Below are 14933 nucleotides of genomic sequence, written 5' to 3' on the forward strand. Positions count from 1 at the left end.
CGCTATGGGACTGTACCAGGTGACAATTGCGATCACTTTGGGCATATACCTCATCCTCACCATGGGGCTGAACATCATCACAGGGTACACGGGGCAAGTCTCCCTGGGGCACGCGGCATTCTTCGGGGCGGGCGCATACGCTTCAGCCATTTTGTCCGTGAGGTATGGCCTCCCGTTCTGGGGAGCCCTTCCGCTCGCCGTTGTCGCGACCGCTCTGATGGGGGCGGTGTTGGGGACGGTGAGCACCAGGTTACGCGAGGACTCTCTCGCAATCACAACCATCGGCGTGAATTTCGTGGTGGTGTCGGTGTTCAAGTATTCGTCGTTCTTTGGCGGCGCTCTCGGCATAGGCAACATCAGGTACCCTTCGCTGTTCGGCCGGGTGCTCACAAAGCCGGAGTACCTTCTGGTGGTGGCGGCGTGCGTGGCTCTTGGCATGTGGTTTGACAGACGCCTCGTAAAGTCGTGGCTCGGTCTAGCGCTCAGGGCGGTGGGCCAGGACGAGGCGGCCGCGCAGTCACTGGGCGTGGACAGCCCACGTTTCAAGATAATCGCATTCATAATCGGCACGGCGTACGCCGGAGCGGCGGGCTCTCTCTACGCCCACTTCATGACGTTCATAAGCCCTCAGGACTTCGGGTTTCCGGTATCGATAAGCATCATCTCGATGGCGGTCTTCGGAGGGCTGGGAACGCTGCGCGGCGCCATCCTCGGCTCGTGTGCCCTTGGGCTTGCCCCAGAGGTATTTCGCCCACTCGTGGACTACAGGAACCTGATGTATGGTGCCCTGCTTCTCCTCATGATGCGCTTTCAGCCGCAGGGCCTCATAGGCGACGGAAGCCCCCTCTGGGAGCGGTTGCGTTCACTCATTGCCGGGGGAAGTACCACGAGTAGGGTAGGGGAGGGCGGTGCGCGACATGAGTCACGGCGCTAATCATAGCTCAAGTGCGGGGGAGGCCCAGAAGACCAATATCCTCGAAGTTCGCAACGTCAGCAAGCAGTTCCATGGGGTACGCGCCCTTCAAGGAGTCACTCTATCAGTGCGGCAAGGCCAGGTTTTCGGCATAGTGGGGCCTAACGGCGCAGGGAAGACCACGCTCTTCAATATCGTGTGTGGCGTGTACCCCCCGACGGACGGTCTAGTGCTCTTTCAGGGGAGGGACATCACCCGGCTGGGCTCTGCGCGCGTCGCCAGACTGGGCGTGGCGCGCACCTTCCAAATCGTCCGATCGTTCCCGCGCATGACAGTGCTGGAGAACGTGGTGGTGGGATGCGGCCACAGAGTGTACAGCACCCTCTCGGGGCTCGTTGGCACATACGCCCGAAGAGAGATCGAGGACAAAGCTCTTGCCCTCCTAAGGCTCGTGGGGCTCGAGCAGGCAGCGAGCACGCCGGCGGGAAAACTCCCCGTCGCAATGCAACGGCATATGGAAGTGGCGAGAGCGCTCGCGCTGGATCCTTGTATGCTCCTTCTCGATGAACCCTGTGCGGGGCTTACTTTCACAGAGTCAGAGGATTTGGTCGAGCTCGTGAGGAGGGTAAGGGACAACGGGGTGACGGTGTTGATAGTTGAGCACAACATGGGCGTCGTGATGAGCCTGTGCGACGAGATCGCGGTGCTGGACTTCGGGGTCAAGATAGCTCAAGGGTCTCCCGCCGAGATCTCATCCAACCCCCGCGTCATCGAGGCGTATCTCGGGAGGGAGGCGTGACAATGCTTACTGTCGAGGGGCTCACCATCCGTTACGGCGATATGGAGGTCGTACACGGCGTGTCCTTCGAAGTGGGTCAACGGGACAGCGTTGCCATAATTGGGGCGAATGGGTCGGGCAAGACCACGCTCCTCCGCACGCTTATGGGGCTCCACCGGGATTTCGACGGGCGCATCACGTTCATGGGACGCGACATAGGACGGATTTCCCCGTGGGCGAGGGCATGCCTGGGCATGGCGATGGTGCCTGAGGGAAGGCGAGTCTTTCCCGACCTCTCTGTCGAGCAGAACCTCCTCATCGGAGCGTACTCGCGGCAGGACAGGTCCGCGGTGCGCGCGTCCCTGGACGAGGTGTACAGCCTTTTCCCTGTGCTACGTGAGCGCAGGAACCAGGTGGGCAAGACCCTGAGCGGGGGAGAACAGCAGATGCTCGCGATAGGCAGGGCCCTCATGGCGAAGCCCAGGTTGCTCATGGTGGACGAGGTGTCAACGGGGCTCATGCCGATCTTCGTGGACAAGGCTTTCCACGTGCTGAAGAGCCTGGTCGACCAGGGAGTGAGCGTCCTCCTCGTGGAACAGAACGCGAGAAAGGCTCTGGCGGCCATGGCGAGGGGCTACGTTCTGGAAACCGGACGGATCGTGCTATCTGGTCCCGCAGCGGAACTCGCAGCGAACGCAAATGTGCGGAAAGCTTACCTCGGGGCGTAAGGGGGCACAAAAAGAAAATGGTCGGGGCAGGCGGACTTGAACCGCCGACCTCTTAGTCCCGAACCAAGCGCGCTACCAACCTGCGCCATGCCCCGACCGAACGTCGTAACCGGTTGCTTCACGCATAGTATACTAGAACCACGGCAACATGTCAAACGCGGGATCTTACACAAGACGCCGCTATCCAGGGAGTAGGTGAGGACGGGTGCCAGAAAGCGGGCGGCAGCAGCCGCTTCCCATCTTCGATGACACGCGCGCAAGAGCAGAGGGACTCTCAGCCCCACCAGGTGAGCTCGAAGAGAAGATGGCGGACGGCGACACACAGACCAGACAGCCCGCCCTTAGGCCGGAAAACGACGGTGTCGCACCCTACGAGCCCTCTCCGGACCTCGAGGCTCTGGAGAGGACCTGCAAGACGTGCAGGAAGTGCAACCTGCGAGCGGGCTGCAGACAAGTCGTTTTCGGCGAGGGCAACCCCCATGCCAGGCTCATGTTCGTGGGCGAGGGTCCGGGACAACAGGAAGACATCCAGGGTAGGCCCTTCGTCGGAGCTGCAGGTCAGCTCCTGGACAAGATCCTCGCCGCTGTAGGCATCAAGCGAGAGGATGTCTACATAGCGAACGTGGTCAAGTGCCGCCCGCCGGGAAACCGCCTTCCCACCTCGGAAGAAGCTCAAGCGTGCCTGCCTCACCTCATCGCTCAGATCCGGGCGATAAGACCGAAGATCGTCGTGTGTCTCGGCGCGCTCGCGACTCAAACGCTCATCGACAAGGGAGCACGCATAACGAGAGCAAGGGGAAACTGGTTCCGCAAGGACGGCATCTTATACATGCCCACGTTCCATCCTGCCGCGCTCCTTCGTGACGAGACGAAGAAGCGACCGGTATGGGAGGATATGAAGAAAGTCAAGGAGATGCTCGACCGCCTCGAGGGGAAGTTGCGCAACTCTCCCGGTAATGATTGACCACCCCGGCGAATAATCTAGTGGCGGAGGGCGTTCCATCCCTCAGCTGTCAGCGTTTCCGGGGGGTCATGACATGGCTCCGGACAGAACGAGCAAGGGCAAGCCCGAGAAGGGACGACCCGACAAGAGTGCCGGCACGGAGCGGTCGGAGTGCGGATGGTTCCTGGCGGTCGTGATGGGTCTGGCAGCCTCCTTCATAGCGGTGATCGCCGTGTTCCTCGCGGTCGCGACCTACGACTACATGGTGTCGGCCGAGGTGGCTCGCCTCGGCACGCTGGCGTCGGTCGGAAGCTATGTTGCCACGGCCGTGGGAGGCATGGTGGCGGGCAGGAAGTCTGGGAGGCGCGGCCTCGTTCATGGAGGCTTGGTGGGCTTGCTGTTTGCCGCATCAATCCTCATCGCGGGCGCGGGAGGCCCCGCGAGCGTTCCGCTGACCGCCGCTACACTCAAGAGACTTCTCTTCTCGGCGATCGCTGGAAGCATCGGTGGAATGCTGGGCGTCGCCTCCACGTGAAACAGAACGCGCCCGACAGATCCTGGAGGTCCGACCGGGTATCCGCCGACCCTTCTGCTTTCGTTCCCCTCTTGTACCGTGGACATCCCGCCCGCCTGTGAGCGCCTCACGCGCTGGATTCGTGAGCATGGACGCCATCGCAGGCGCGTCACCGTTCGCATGCTCGATTCTGAGGACAATCGAGGGAGTGATAAGAGGCTGGAAGATGTGTTATAATACGACCAGAGGATGAAGCACCGAGAAGAGGGGGAGTCCGTCTTGAGCCAGTTCGGCGCAAAGGCGCAGGGGAGCGCCTTCGCTGTGGCGCCCGTGAGGGCCTGCGTCTGCGCTGGTTTACCCGTTCCCCGAGGACGCGAAGAGGTCCCCGGGGCCGGTGGCGACTCCCGTCAACAGAGAAGTGGCTGCGTGGGTGTGTGTGGCTGTGGGGTTTTCCGCGACATGCTTGTCGTCTTGGCTCTAGACGCTATAACCCGGCCGGGGCTTGCGAACGTTGATGCCCCGGCCGTTGCGTTTCCTGAGGTTCCGAAGGAGTGTCTAAGTCCCGTGTAGGGTTGCCAAGAGAATCCATACAGGAGGGGACATGGGTGATTCAACTGAACGCGGAGGACGTTATCAGGGGCCTCAAGAGACTCAAGAGCCTCGCTAAGCAGGACATCCTCATCAGCAGTCTTGCCCCCAACCCGGAAGCCTGGATCAAGATGGCTACAGCACGAAAGCAGAAATATGAGACGCTCATTGCCATGGTAGAGCAGTATGGCGTGCCGGGAGCGTGCGAGATCGCGTTGGAAGAATACGCGAGCCTGCCTGCGACGGACGGAGGAGACTCCGCTGACATCGATCCCCACACGAAGGGAGAAGAGCAAGCGCTAGAAGTCTTTTTCAAGACGATCGGCGTGGACGGTAGAGCCCTGAAGGATGCCAGGACTCGACGTAAAGGAGCAGGAGGGGTCCAGTAGGACCCCTCCGACTTCAATCGCCGAGTGGGGCTCGCGGCCTCGTGCACCCCATCGGACCTCTCGCGCGTCGATGAAGCTCCGGACCGTGAGCTAGCTAATGAAGCCTCCTCACGAGTCCGACGACCTTGCCCAGAATGACTACGTCTCGAACCATTATGGGATCCATGAACCTGTTCTCTGGCTGCAGGCGGATTCTCCCGGGTTCTCGGAAGAACCGCTTCACCGTCGCCTCATCTTCCAACAGAGCCACGACGATGTCTCCGTTGTCGGCGGTGTCCTGCTGTCTCACGATGACGAGATCTCCGTCCAGGATTCCGGCTTCGATCATACTATCCCCGCGCACCTTCAACATGAACAACCTTCCTTGCTCGCCGAAATCCTTTGGCAGGGGAAAGTAGTCTTCGATGTTCTCGACCGCCAGTATCGGCTGCCCCGCCGTTACGCGCCCCACTACAGGGACAGCATGGGCGGCGCCACGGCGGATCCCTCCTGACCCCGGAAGAACCTCGATGGCCCTCGGCTTGGTGGGGTCCCTTCGTATGTATCCTTTCTTCTCGAGTTGTGAGAGATGCCCGTGAACCGTGGACGTCGACCTTAGGCCCACCGCATGACCGATCTCCCGGACCGACGGCGGGTACCCGTGAAGGTCCGTCTGCTTCGTGATGAAGTCGAGGATCTGCTGCTGACGATGGGAAATCGAGAGAGACTTCTTGCGCGGCATCCTCCAAAACACCTCGCTCCGGGGTCTATAGCTTCTCTGATTGGCCTATCGGATTCTCCGAGTCAGATTATACCATAGGCCAACACGACGCGCAAACGATTGTTCGATCCTCAGCATGAATAGAAATGACAAAACCCCCTTGACGCAAACATATGTTCGTGATATGATCGGCCTGGCACTCGAACATATGTTTTCCAGATGATGAAGACGTTGGGGAGGTCGCACCATGTTGGGCAACACCGAAGCTCTCACGGCTGAGACAAGACGGCCGGCGCGCGCTGAAGTGGCCATCTTGCTCACCTGCGCCATCGTGGCGGCCGGCGCGCTGGGCATAGTTCTCAGGGCCGCTCGACCCCGCGGTGAAGCTGCACTGGCCCGGGCAACCCACACCGTCGAAGTGGTGGTGGCATCGGGCGACACTCTGTGGTCTATCGCACGGGAACATGTCGGCAGAGATGTCGACCTTCGGGCGGCCGTCGACGACATCGTGGCGAGGAACCGTCTCTCCAGCACGATCCTCCGGCCCGGCCAAGTGCTAGTCGTGGCGATCGACCCAAGAATGCGCTGTGTTGAGCCCCCACGTCAGTCAACGCGTCGCGCAAAGCATAACGTAGAGCTCGCTGCGGCCACAAGGTAGCGGCCGCAGCGCCTCGACATTGCACCACCCCCTTTCCCGTCCGTTTGGATCGCATAATATATCTTATGTCAACTTAATGAAGGGAACGGCTGTCCCCAGCGTTCCGCGCCTCGCTGCAGCCGCCAAACCGCAAGGCTAACGACACCCGTCAAGAGCCTCTTCGATCTCCTTCACCACGCGCGGGCTGGTCTCCGCGGAAAGCGCCTTCTCTAGGACGTGGACGGCGGCCGGTCCGCCTATCCTGCCGATTGCCCACGCCGCGTGGGCTCGCACGGGTTCGTGCGGATGGCTGATGAGGCTCGCCAGAGGCGCCAGTAGGCTAGGCTCCTTGGTGTTTCCAGCAGCGATGGCTGCGTCGGCCAAAATGCGGTTCTCTCTAGCGTAGTTCCTTCCAATGATGCATCGCATCTTCTCCAACCTCGTCCTGCGCTCCATCACGCCGTCTCCGAGGATCCCCGCAAGCGAAAAGAGCTCGAGAGCCTCCATTGAAGGTTCCACGGCGCGGCTCGACGCCCGGGCGTTGAGCGGGCAACATCGCTGGCAGGCATCGCAGCCCAGGATGTTTGCCCCATAGGCCAATCGAATTTCGACCGGCACGATCTCGCCGGAGTTCATGTACGCGCGCACACACCGCGCAAGGTCCACGACCCCGCCGGCTTGCTGAATCGCCCCCGTCGGACACGCCTGAACGCAGGCACCGCACCCTCCGCAATGCTCATCAGGCGCGGACGCGCCTGATGACTCGTCCGCGTCCAGTGCTGCGTCCGTGACGATCGCATGAAGGGTCACGAAAGAGCCGGACTCCCGGCAGTGCACAAGCGAGTTCAGTCCGTAGGACCCGATTCCCGCTCGCACCGCAAGAGGCTTGACCGGGAGGCTGGCATCGGCTGCCGCAGTCCGGACTCCCACTCCCTCGAGCTCCCGAGCGAGCAGCAGCGCGGCCGCATGCCCCTGGGGGTAGGCGCAGTAGTGCGCCGAATAACCAGCCGCACCTTTTGGGAAGGGAGAGACGAAGGGCACGTAAGGGCGGGCGAGCACCACTATTGAGCGTGCCGCCGGCATGATACCCGAAGGACTACTTCCTAGACGCCTCAGATATACCTGACGCTGTTTTGCGGACATGATGCCCGCTTCGACGCGCCGCTCGATCTCATGATCCCACTCGGACAGCGCATCGACGCCTGTCACACCCACGGCGGCGAATCCGAGAGCCTCAGCTTTCTCCGCTATTAGGCTCCGCAGGCCCTCAGGCTTGGCTTGTGCAACAGTCATGCTCACACTCGTCCCTCAAAGAAGAGAAAGGCGAGACCCACCTGCGCAAATGAGCGCGCACCGGGTCTCGCCGATTCACACTTGCCCTCAACAGCGGGTGCGCTCACCCATCCCCAGCCGTGCGCCAAGTCATGCGCCAAGTCAATGGTACGTGCTCAATGGCAGGTGCTGCACGTTCCGCCACCGCAGGACGAGCACCCGCCCCCAGACGACGAGGCGGTGCTCTTGAAGCCGGAGCCTCCGTTGTACCCGAACGTCGACATGAGCCGCTTGACCTCAACCGCCCCGCACCTCGGGCACTTCACGTCGGCGACGGCGCCGCTCGTGACAAGCTCCTCGAATTTGGTGCCGCATTTCGCGCACAGAAACTCGTAAATCGCCACGGTACGCACTCCTCCGTTTCCCGACTGCTTGGGGTCTCCCCTCTTCCCTACCCTTCCCCGTCACCGAGGAGATACTCCCAGGGGGAGTATACAATCATCTTCCTCTCTCGTCAAAGCGTCATCGAAGCGGCTCTCTACCGCCAGATGCATTCGACCGGCGACGCCGCTGTCCATCCCCGCTGTTCCGCCGCTCTCTCGCACGACAGCGTATCCTCGCAATCCTTGTAATCCTTGCGACCCTCGCGCGCCCTGCCTTGCGCACGGATCCTCGAGGCCTAACCCTTCTTCAGCCTCGCCAGCTCTTGCCGCAAGGCAGCATCCCCCGGATCGATGTCCAGCGCCTTCAGAATCTCCTCTATCGCCTCCGCCTTCATGCCCTTGGCCTCGCAGACCATTGCAAGATGGTAGTGCGCGGTCGCAAGGGTCCTCTCTGGGAAGTTTCCGGAGAAGAGCAGCGCTCTTCTGATCGTCCTCTCCGCGTCGTCCACCCTTCCCTGCTTGAAATAGGCCCACCCGAGGCTGTCCATGTACACAGGGTTTGCAGGCTCTCGGTCCACCGCCTTCTCCAGGAGACTGATGGCGCGTTTGAGATCAAGCTTGGTGTCCGCCAGGATGAACCCCAGGTTGTTGCACGCAGGAAGGTAGTCCGGGTTCAATTCCAGAACGGCCTCAAGCTCTTTGACTGCCTTGACGGCATCGCCGGAATACCAATAGCACAGTCCGAGCTCGCACCTGGCCTCGATGTTCTCTGGGTCGAGCTCGATCGCCCTCAAGTAAGCCCGGATGGCCTGATCGTACTTCTTCCGGCTCTGTGCTGACTTCGCCTCCTTAATCTTCGCACGCATCTCCTCGGCCTCTTTCACCACGAACAGGTCGTCTTTCACCCCCGTGTTGAGCCTCACGTCCCGGAGGACCTGTTCCACGCGCCCTCGCACTGAGAAGAGCTCCACCCTTGTTGGTAGAAAGACCCCCTTCTCCACCTGAGCGAGGGTGATCTCCCCTCTCCTGTCGCCGCGGAGATCTGTCACGGTGAGGATGTACGACTTCCAATCTCCCTTCTCGCCTTCTTCGATTCCCCCCAGACGCAGGAGAGTCGGTTCACCGAGGATAGCGCTGGTCTGAGCCTGGATGACGAGGGATTTGATGTTGTCGACCCACACGATGTCAGGGTTCGCCCACGGAGCTTTCTTGTCCTGGACCGTTAGGACGTAAGCCACCCTATCCTTGATGTTGGCCCTCTCGGATACCCGCACGTCATAGGCATCGGCTATGCTATCACGAACGAACCTCAGGATGTACGCGAGCGTCTCGAGACCTGCCACGGACATGGAGTCATACGCCTTCCAGTGCCCGGTCTTCGGCACGACGACCCCAGCGCCCTTCGCCAAAATCACGCGCGTGCCCTCGTTGGCCTCGGGAGCGAGATATGTTATGTGGTACTTGTCAGGCCTCTTGAAGACGACCTGCATCGTGACGGTCTCCTCCACGCCGCCCCGGTTGTGCACTGACTCGAGGATGCACGTGAGATCTCGAATTCTCGCGTTCGCACTCTGAATCTGCTTGAGCACCTCCTGAACGTTGATGGTCTCGGCCGCATCCGCGTCACCGCTGCCCGTCAACGCAAACAAGAAGACAGCCGTCGCCACAAGGATCGCCATCCCTCTCTTCAACCGAACCAGCCCGATTAACACAGCATCCCATCCCCCAAACTCGCCCGTCTCGCGCCCGGCCGCCGGAGCGCCCGAAGCACTCTTCCGCTGAAAAGGCATAGCCCTCCATAGTACAACGGGCGACGTAATGCAAGGTTCCGTGGCGACGTCCGCCCGCCGCACGGCCGCTCAGCCGTCTTTGCCGCCCGAACCCTCGAAACCCAGCTTCATCATGTTCTGCAGCATGCGCGCGTTCTCCGCTGCCTGCCCCGCATGACAGTTGTTGAAGAGCACGTACGTCTTGGCCGCGCGCGCGTCCAGTGCGTTGATCTTCGGAACCCACTCCGCGAGCTCGGCCTCGGAATACAAATAGTTGTAGCGCTCCCACGCCTGGTCGTGGTTCCACCATTTCTCGGCGTTCCTGCCGTGAAACCTCACGTACGCGATGTCCGAAGTGACCTCCGCTACAGGCGGGACGAGCCCTCTCAGCCTGGGCTCGTCTACGCAGCAGAATCCCAGGCCCTCTAGACGAAGGAGCTCGAAGGTGTCCGGCCTTACCCACTCGCGGTTCCGAAACTCCACGACCACGGACAAGTCCTTCAGGCGATCCTTCAGCCGTCTCACGTAGTCCAGGTTCTCCCGCGTCCTCTTGAATCCCCACGGAAACTGCGCCAGCACACACCCGAGGCTGCCGCGCGATACCATCGGTTTGATGGCCTCGACGAACGCCCGGAAGACGCTGTCAACGTCCCCCCCACCGCCGGCACCGGGCTCACCCGACTGCCCCTTGAGCTCGTGAGTCATGCCCTTGAACGCTTTCACACAGAATTCGAACCCCTCGGGCACTTTCCGCGCCAGGCCTTCCATCGTCCGCACCGAGGGCATCCGGTAGTAAGTGAAATCCAGCTCGACGCAGGGAAAGAGTCTGGCGTAGAATCCCAGCATCTCCGCGTCCTTGACGCCCGCGGGGTAGAAGACCCCCTCCCAATCCCTGTAGCTGAACCCGGCCGTCCCTATGAGTACCATACTCAGCCTCAGCCTCCCCGGCGCTTCCCATCGCGCCTGGCTCCGCCCTTGCCCCAAGCACCGTCCTCTTGCGCCCCGCCGGCCCAATCGATCAGGCTCGCCCTCGTGACGACCCCGTCGCCGAACTTGTCCCTCACTCTATCCAGCGCGGACGCGAGACGCCTCTTCCGTTCGAGCACCACCGGAGACTCGAAGAGAGCGAGCTGGCATGTGAGATCGCTCGCCGCAGCAAGGCCGGAAGCGGATACGCCGATGAGCCGAACCCGCCGCGAGCGCGCCCAGTTGGCCCGGAAGAGCTCCACGCAGGCGCGGTATATGTCCTCGTCGTCGCAGGTGAACCTATCGAGAGTGCGCGACCGGGTGATGGTGGTGAAATCAGAGTACCTCAACTTGAGCGTGACCGTCCTCGCCACGAGATCGTGCCTGCGGAGCCGCCTGGCCACCTGATCTGCGAGGGATAGCAAATGTTTCATGATCACGCCGTCGTCGGCGCAATCCTCATTGAGGGTGGTCTCCCTACTGAGCGACCTCGGACGCTCCGACACTCCCGCGTCCACGGGGCTCGTGTCTATCCCGTTCGCAACTTCGTGCAGGACGCGCCCCATGACACCAAACCTCGCCACGAGCATCTGGACCGGGGCCTTCGCGAGAGCGCCCGCCGTCACGATCCCCATGCCCTCGAGCGCCGCCGCGGTCTTCTCGCCCACTCCGTAGAGCTTGCCGACGGGCAGCGGCCAGATGATCCTGGGGACATCCTCGCGTCTGATGACGGTCAATCCGTCCGGTTTGCGCATGTCTGAAGCCATCTTGGCCAGGAACTTGTTCGGAGCCACTCCAACCGAACACGTGAGCCCGAACTCGCGCCGCACGTCTTCCTTGATCTTTCGTGCTATCGTGAGGCCGTCCCCATGCAGCCTTTCGCATCCCGTGACGTCCAGAAACGCTTCATCAATGGAGAAGGGTTCCACCATAGGAGTGTAGCGCCCGTACACCTCGAGAAGACGCCTCGAAACCGCCGCGTAGTCTGAAAGTCGGCTGTAGAGGAAGACCCCGTGCGGGCAGAGACGCTTGGCCTCCCTCACAGGCATAGCTGATCTCACTCCGAAGGCTCGCGCCTCGTACGAAGCGGTCGACACCACCCCTCGTCCGTCCGGGTCACCGCATACGATGACGGGTTTCCCCCGAAGCTCGGGATGGGCCTGCTGTTCAACGGCGGCAAAGAACGCGTCCATGTCGATGTGAATGACGGTTAGCTCACTTCCTGCGCGCGAGTCCCGCTCTCTCGAGGTCATTCGCGAACCCTCTCAAGTCGTCGAGGGTGAACCCGGGGAACTCCGACGCCACGAGGGTGACGATCCTCTCCAGCGTGCGCCGGCCGTCCATGTAGTTGACTGCCTCGACGAGCTTCAGCTGGAAACTGGGGTCTTCTCTCTGTCTGCTCTCGTAGTGTTCCCTGCGTCTTTCCTCGAGCCTGTCGTACAGGTACGTAGGATCGAGCGGGCCTTTGAAGAGGCGGATGTACACAGCCCCAGCGGTCGCCTCCACATCCTCGTCTCCCGCCCGTGCCAGGGCAGCCGACCTCCGGATCCGCTCGACCGGTGCCTCGCTGCCGACGCCCGGACGCCCGGCCTCTCCGGCGCGGCCGCCCTCGCCGCCCGGTTCTCCGGCGAAAACGCCAACCTTCACGCGGGATGCTTTGGCGGCCGCTCGAATCCCCCGCTTCAGAGCCTTCGCCATCTCACGCACCCTCGACGCCTCGTCGGCGCGGACGCACTTCACGACACCGTCCAACGCGGCCAGGTCCTTTTCTACGAGAACATCCAGGCGCCGCTCGAAAGCCCGGGCTGCTTCGGCTTTCTTGGTGGAATCGGGACACACTGTCAACGCTTCGCACGTCGTGGAGGCGGCCTCCGCGATCCTCTTCCGCGCACCGGCGTCCACTACGTTCAGCATGAACTGGGCAGACTCCAGGCCACCCGCGGCAAGCGTAAGCGCCGTCGAGCCCGCCACGAGTCCGACGCGTAGGAGCTCTTGCGCGTCGAGGTGCTCGATCGTGTCCCTGCTCGAGTGGTAGAATCGGTCTGGCCAGTGCCCGATGTACACGCATGGCACCTTGAACGAGGAGTCCGTCAGGATGTAATGGTCGGACCCACCTGAGAAGCCGGCGATGTTGTAGTGCCAGCTCTCGCTGGCCTCGCTGCCTTCATACGGCCTACCTCGGACGGCCACAGCCTTCATGTAGAAGGCTGCCACGTCGTTCACAGGTGAGGGCAAGCTCCATGGAGTGCTAACGAGGTTCGCCACGGACATCGTGTCGCGGGATTCCCCGACCATGTCGAGGTTCACGCCCGCCCTGACCCTTTTCGCCCACCCAGGGTGTCGCTCAAGATACGCCATGGTGCCGTACATCTCGGGAACGAACATGAGCCTCACTCCGAGGCGCGGCCGGGGCAGCCTTCCCGCAGCGATGGCGTCGGCCAGGGCGCGCGCGATCTCCATGGCAAGTCCGCATCCGCTCGCATTGTCGTTGGCCCCGGGTTTCGGGTGGCAGAGGTGAGCTATGATGAGCACCTCGCCGCCCTCGGAGTCGCTCCCCGGTATGAGGCCTGTGACCACGTGCATCTCCCCCGGGAACAGGCGCGCCTCCACTACCGCCTTCACCCGCACTGGACCTTGCTTGAGAAGGGATCTGAGCCCTTCCGCCTGGCGGTGCGATAGTGAGAAGCCAAATACCATCCTCCCCATGTCCTCGTGGCCAACTGGAAGGCTGGCATAGTTCACGGCATCAGGCAGGTCGCATCGAGTCCTGCCGATGGATGGGTCTTCATGCGCCATGTGGTCGGTGAGAACCCCGATAGCGCCGCGTTTTCTGACGGCGTCAGCAAAGGCCGCCCGGGCAGAGCCCGACGTGAGAACGAGCTTACCTGCCACGCAACTGGTCGCGTACACATCGTCGCACTTCCCATCCCCAATGTCCACGACCTCTGAGACGATCCCTTCTGTGGGCGTGGACGTGCTGCCGAATGCGAGGCACATGGGCTCGACGTCGAAGTCGCATACAGGCCTGCTCTCGGGGTGCACGATGGAGAGTGTCGCGCGCACGGGTTCCCAAGCGGGTGCGGGCGTCCAAGTCCCGTATGTCCTCTTCCCGTCGATGGGGTACTTCTCGATGACCGCTTGGTCGATTCCCCAGTCCACGAGCTTGTCCCTTATATACCGGGCCGCCCGCGCGAAGTCCGATGATCCCCTTGCCCTGTGGAACCGCGCTATCTCGGACGCGCAGACGAGGGCACGCCCGCCGCAAATCTCGCGCTTCAGCGCCTCAACGAGCCTCGAGCCCACCATGTGGCGTTTCCAGCCCATCGCCCCCGTCACCGCTCACCGTAAGCCGCGATCGTCTATGCGAGACACCCAGGACCAGCAGCCAGGGAAGGTCGGGAGGTCGGCGACGGGCGTTCCCCCTTTCGCCGCATTCTGGTCACCAGGACACCATCATCGTTCCGCGTCAGTTGCCCCCAAGAGCGCGCCTCTCGGTCGCTCCGAGAATGGTGACGAAGTCGCCTTGCTTGAGCCCGGCGGCGTTCGCTTCGTCGGTGTCCACGTGCATGTCAAGGGCGAAGTCATCTCGCACTCTCACGACCACCTCGTCGAACACGAGCGCGCGCGGCCCTCCCGTGCGCACGAGCACCACTTCACCGTCGCTCACGCCGAATTCCTTCGCGAGCTGCGGAGTGAAGTGTATATGCCGCTTCGCGACTATGACGCCCTCCTCCAACTTGACCGCGCCGTGCGGACCCACCATCACTATGCCGGGTGTGCCGGCAAGGTCGCCGGACTCCCTCACGGGGGCCTCGACACCCAGCGCATAGCAGTCCGTGCGGGATATCTCAACCTGCGTTGCCTTCCGGACGGGACCCAGTATGCGGACTTTCTGAATGACCCCTTTGGGCCCGACCAACGTCACGCATTCGTTAGCCGCAAACTGACCGGGTTGAGAGAGCTCCTTGAAGCACGTCAAACCGGACCCCGGCCCGAACAACGCCTCGAGATCTTTCTGAGAAACGTGTACGTGCCTTCCTGAAACACCTACTGGTACCCTTTTTGCGTCGTCCATCGCGCCGACACCTCCAACGTCGTGACTCGTCCCCGCGGACCCTGTTTGCGGGGGCGGATTCCCGTTTATACGTTCTCCGGACATCCTGGATTTCCTTCCCTTGCGGCTGCCCCGCCCTGCAGGTAGGGGTTGGATGCCGGGACAGCACGGCTCAAGTCCGCGTGCGTCGCCTCGGCACGCGGGGGATGACTGCCCCGTTCGTCTTGACACGCACCGACGGCCCGGGGTGCGTGTAATTCCTGTAGGTGATGAGGGCAGGAAGAGCAGGTAAGATGTTC

General features: G+C 62.1%; 15 protein-coding genes and 1 tRNA gene. 7 read left to right on the forward strand and 9 right to left on the reverse strand.

Annotated features, from left to right (window positions below; genetic code table 11):
• The first annotated feature begins 4 nt into the window (after window positions 1-4).
• The 3 genes from NUW12_11210 to NUW12_11220 are packed head-to-tail and all read left to right on the forward strand — an operon-like array spanning window position 5 to window position 2419.
• Window positions 5-934, forward strand: a complete 930-nt coding sequence (locus NUW12_11210) for a branched-chain amino acid ABC transporter permease (protein MCR4403320.1) — start codon at window positions 5-7, stop codon at window positions 932-934.
• Complete coding sequence (locus tag NUW12_11215; GenBank protein ID MCR4403321.1) at window positions 918-1712, forward strand: ABC transporter ATP-binding protein; 795 nt, start codon at window positions 918-920, stop codon at window positions 1710-1712. Before NUW12_11210 ends, NUW12_11215 begins: the two co-directional genes overlap by 17 nt.
• Complete coding sequence (locus tag NUW12_11220) at window positions 1709-2419, forward strand: ABC transporter ATP-binding protein (GenBank protein ID MCR4403322.1); 711 nt, start codon at window positions 1709-1711, stop codon at window positions 2417-2419. The genes NUW12_11215 and NUW12_11220 overlap by 4 nt, the downstream gene beginning before the upstream one ends.
• Window positions 2420-2437: 18 nt before the next feature.
• Here NUW12_11220 and NUW12_11225 read toward each other — a convergent pair.
• Window positions 2438-2514, reverse strand: a tRNA-Pro gene (locus NUW12_11225).
• 302 nt (window positions 2515-2816) lie between these two features.
• Here NUW12_11225 and NUW12_11230 point away from each other — a divergent pair.
• The 3 genes from NUW12_11230 to NUW12_11240 all read left to right on the forward strand — a co-directional run bounded on the left by NUW12_11230 (window position 2817) and on the right by NUW12_11240 (window position 4853).
• Window positions 2817-3383, forward strand: a complete 567-nt coding sequence (locus tag NUW12_11230; GenBank protein ID MCR4403323.1) for a uracil-DNA glycosylase — start codon at window positions 2817-2819, stop codon at window positions 3381-3383.
• Between the two features lie 73 nt (window positions 3384-3456).
• The gene (locus NUW12_11235; protein MCR4403324.1) at window positions 3457-3897 is read left to right on the forward strand and encodes a TIGR04086 family membrane protein; all 441 of its coding nucleotides are present in this window, start codon (window positions 3457-3459) and stop codon (window positions 3895-3897) included.
• Window positions 3898-4481: 584 nt separating this feature from the next.
• Window positions 4482-4853, forward strand: a complete 372-nt coding sequence (locus NUW12_11240) for a hypothetical protein (GenBank protein ID MCR4403325.1) — start codon at window positions 4482-4484, stop codon at window positions 4851-4853.
• A gap of 94 nt (window positions 4854-4947) precedes the next feature.
• Here NUW12_11240 and lexA read toward each other — a convergent pair whose 3' ends face one another.
• On the reverse strand, window positions 4948-5574 hold the full coding sequence (gene lexA / locus NUW12_11245; protein MCR4403326.1) for a transcriptional repressor LexA: 627 nt from the start codon (window positions 5572-5574) through the stop codon (window positions 4948-4950).
• A 226-nt stretch (window positions 5575-5800) separates the two neighbouring features.
• Between lexA and NUW12_11250 the strand changes: the two genes are divergently transcribed.
• Entirely contained in the window at window positions 5801-6211 is a 411-nt protein-coding gene (locus tag NUW12_11250; GenBank protein ID MCR4403327.1) for a LysM peptidoglycan-binding domain-containing protein, read from the forward strand.
• A gap of 135 nt (window positions 6212-6346) precedes the next feature.
• Here NUW12_11250 and NUW12_11255 read toward each other — a convergent pair whose 3' ends face one another.
• From NUW12_11255 to NUW12_11285, 7 genes are all read right to left on the reverse strand, one after another.
• Complete coding sequence (locus tag NUW12_11255; protein MCR4403328.1) at window positions 6347-7483, reverse strand: HEAT repeat domain-containing protein; 1137 nt, start codon at window positions 7481-7483, stop codon at window positions 6347-6349.
• A 155-nt stretch (window positions 7484-7638) separates the two neighbouring features.
• Window positions 7639-7866: a zinc ribbon domain-containing protein gene (locus tag NUW12_11260; protein ID MCR4403329.1), complete on the reverse strand. Its 228-nt coding sequence runs from the start codon at window positions 7864-7866 to the stop codon at window positions 7639-7641.
• A gap of 275 nt (window positions 7867-8141) precedes the next feature.
• Window positions 8142-9557 carry a tetratricopeptide repeat protein gene (locus NUW12_11265; protein ID MCR4403330.1) on the reverse strand — a complete coding sequence of 472 codons (1416 nt, stop codon included), beginning with the start codon at window positions 9555-9557 and terminating at the stop codon, window positions 8142-8144.
• A gap of 147 nt (window positions 9558-9704) precedes the next feature.
• Entirely contained in the window at window positions 9705-10541 is an 837-nt protein-coding gene (locus NUW12_11270) for a DUF72 domain-containing protein (protein ID MCR4403331.1), read from the reverse strand.
• 8 nt (window positions 10542-10549) lie between these two features.
• Window positions 10550-11833, reverse strand: coding sequence for a DNA polymerase IV (gene dinB, locus NUW12_11275; GenBank protein ID MCR4403332.1), 1284 nt, complete (start codon window positions 11831-11833; stop codon window positions 10550-10552).
• Window positions 11796-13904, reverse strand: a complete 2109-nt coding sequence (locus NUW12_11280; protein MCR4403333.1) for a DUF4910 domain-containing protein — start codon at window positions 13902-13904, stop codon at window positions 11796-11798. Before NUW12_11280 ends, dinB begins: the two co-directional genes overlap by 38 nt.
• Before the next feature lie 142 nt (window positions 13905-14046).
• Complete coding sequence (locus NUW12_11285; protein ID MCR4403334.1) at window positions 14047-14655, reverse strand: phosphate propanoyltransferase; 609 nt, start codon at window positions 14653-14655, stop codon at window positions 14047-14049.
• Between the last annotated feature and the right edge of the window lie 278 nt (window positions 14656-14933).

Source organism: Bacillota bacterium (assembly GCA_024653485.1).
In the GTDB taxonomy this organism is placed as follows: Bacteria; Bacillota; SHA-98; order UBA4971; family UBA4971; genus UBA6256.

What these genes read in the sequence shown, in the direction of transcription:
- NUW12_11210 (MCR4403320.1), top strand. Translation starts at nt 5, where the DNA reads ATGGGACTGTACCAGGTGACAATTGCGATCACTTTGGGCATATACCTC.
- NUW12_11215 (MCR4403321.1), top strand. Translation starts at nt 918, where the DNA reads ATGAGTCACGGCGCTAATCATAGCTCAAGTGCGGGGGAGGCCCAGAAG.
- NUW12_11235 (MCR4403324.1), top strand. Translation starts at nt 3,457, where the DNA reads ATGGCTCCGGACAGAACGAGCAAGGGCAAGCCCGAGAAGGGACGACCC.
- lexA (MCR4403326.1), bottom strand. Translation starts at nt 5,574, where the DNA reads ATGCCGCGCAAGAAGTCTCTCTCGATTTCCCATCGTCAGCAGCAGATC.
- NUW12_11250 (MCR4403327.1), top strand. Translation starts at nt 5,801, where the DNA reads ATGTTGGGCAACACCGAAGCTCTCACGGCTGAGACAAGACGGCCGGCG.
- NUW12_11255 (MCR4403328.1), bottom strand. Translation starts at nt 7,483, where the DNA reads ATGACTGTTGCACAAGCCAAGCCTGAGGGCCTGCGGAGCCTAATAGCG.
- NUW12_11270 (MCR4403331.1), bottom strand. Translation starts at nt 10,541, where the DNA reads ATGGTACTCATAGGGACGGCCGGGTTCAGCTACAGGGATTGGGAGGGG.
- dinB (MCR4403332.1), bottom strand. Translation starts at nt 11,833, where the DNA reads ATGACCTCGAGAGAGCGGGACTCGCGCGCAGGAAGTGAGCTAACCGTC.
- NUW12_11280 (MCR4403333.1), bottom strand. Translation starts at nt 13,904, where the DNA reads ATGGGCTGGAAACGCCACATGGTGGGCTCGAGGCTCGTTGAGGCGCTG.
- NUW12_11285 (MCR4403334.1), bottom strand. Translation starts at nt 14,655, where the DNA reads ATGGACGACGCAAAAAGGGTACCAGTAGGTGTTTCAGGAAGGCACGTA.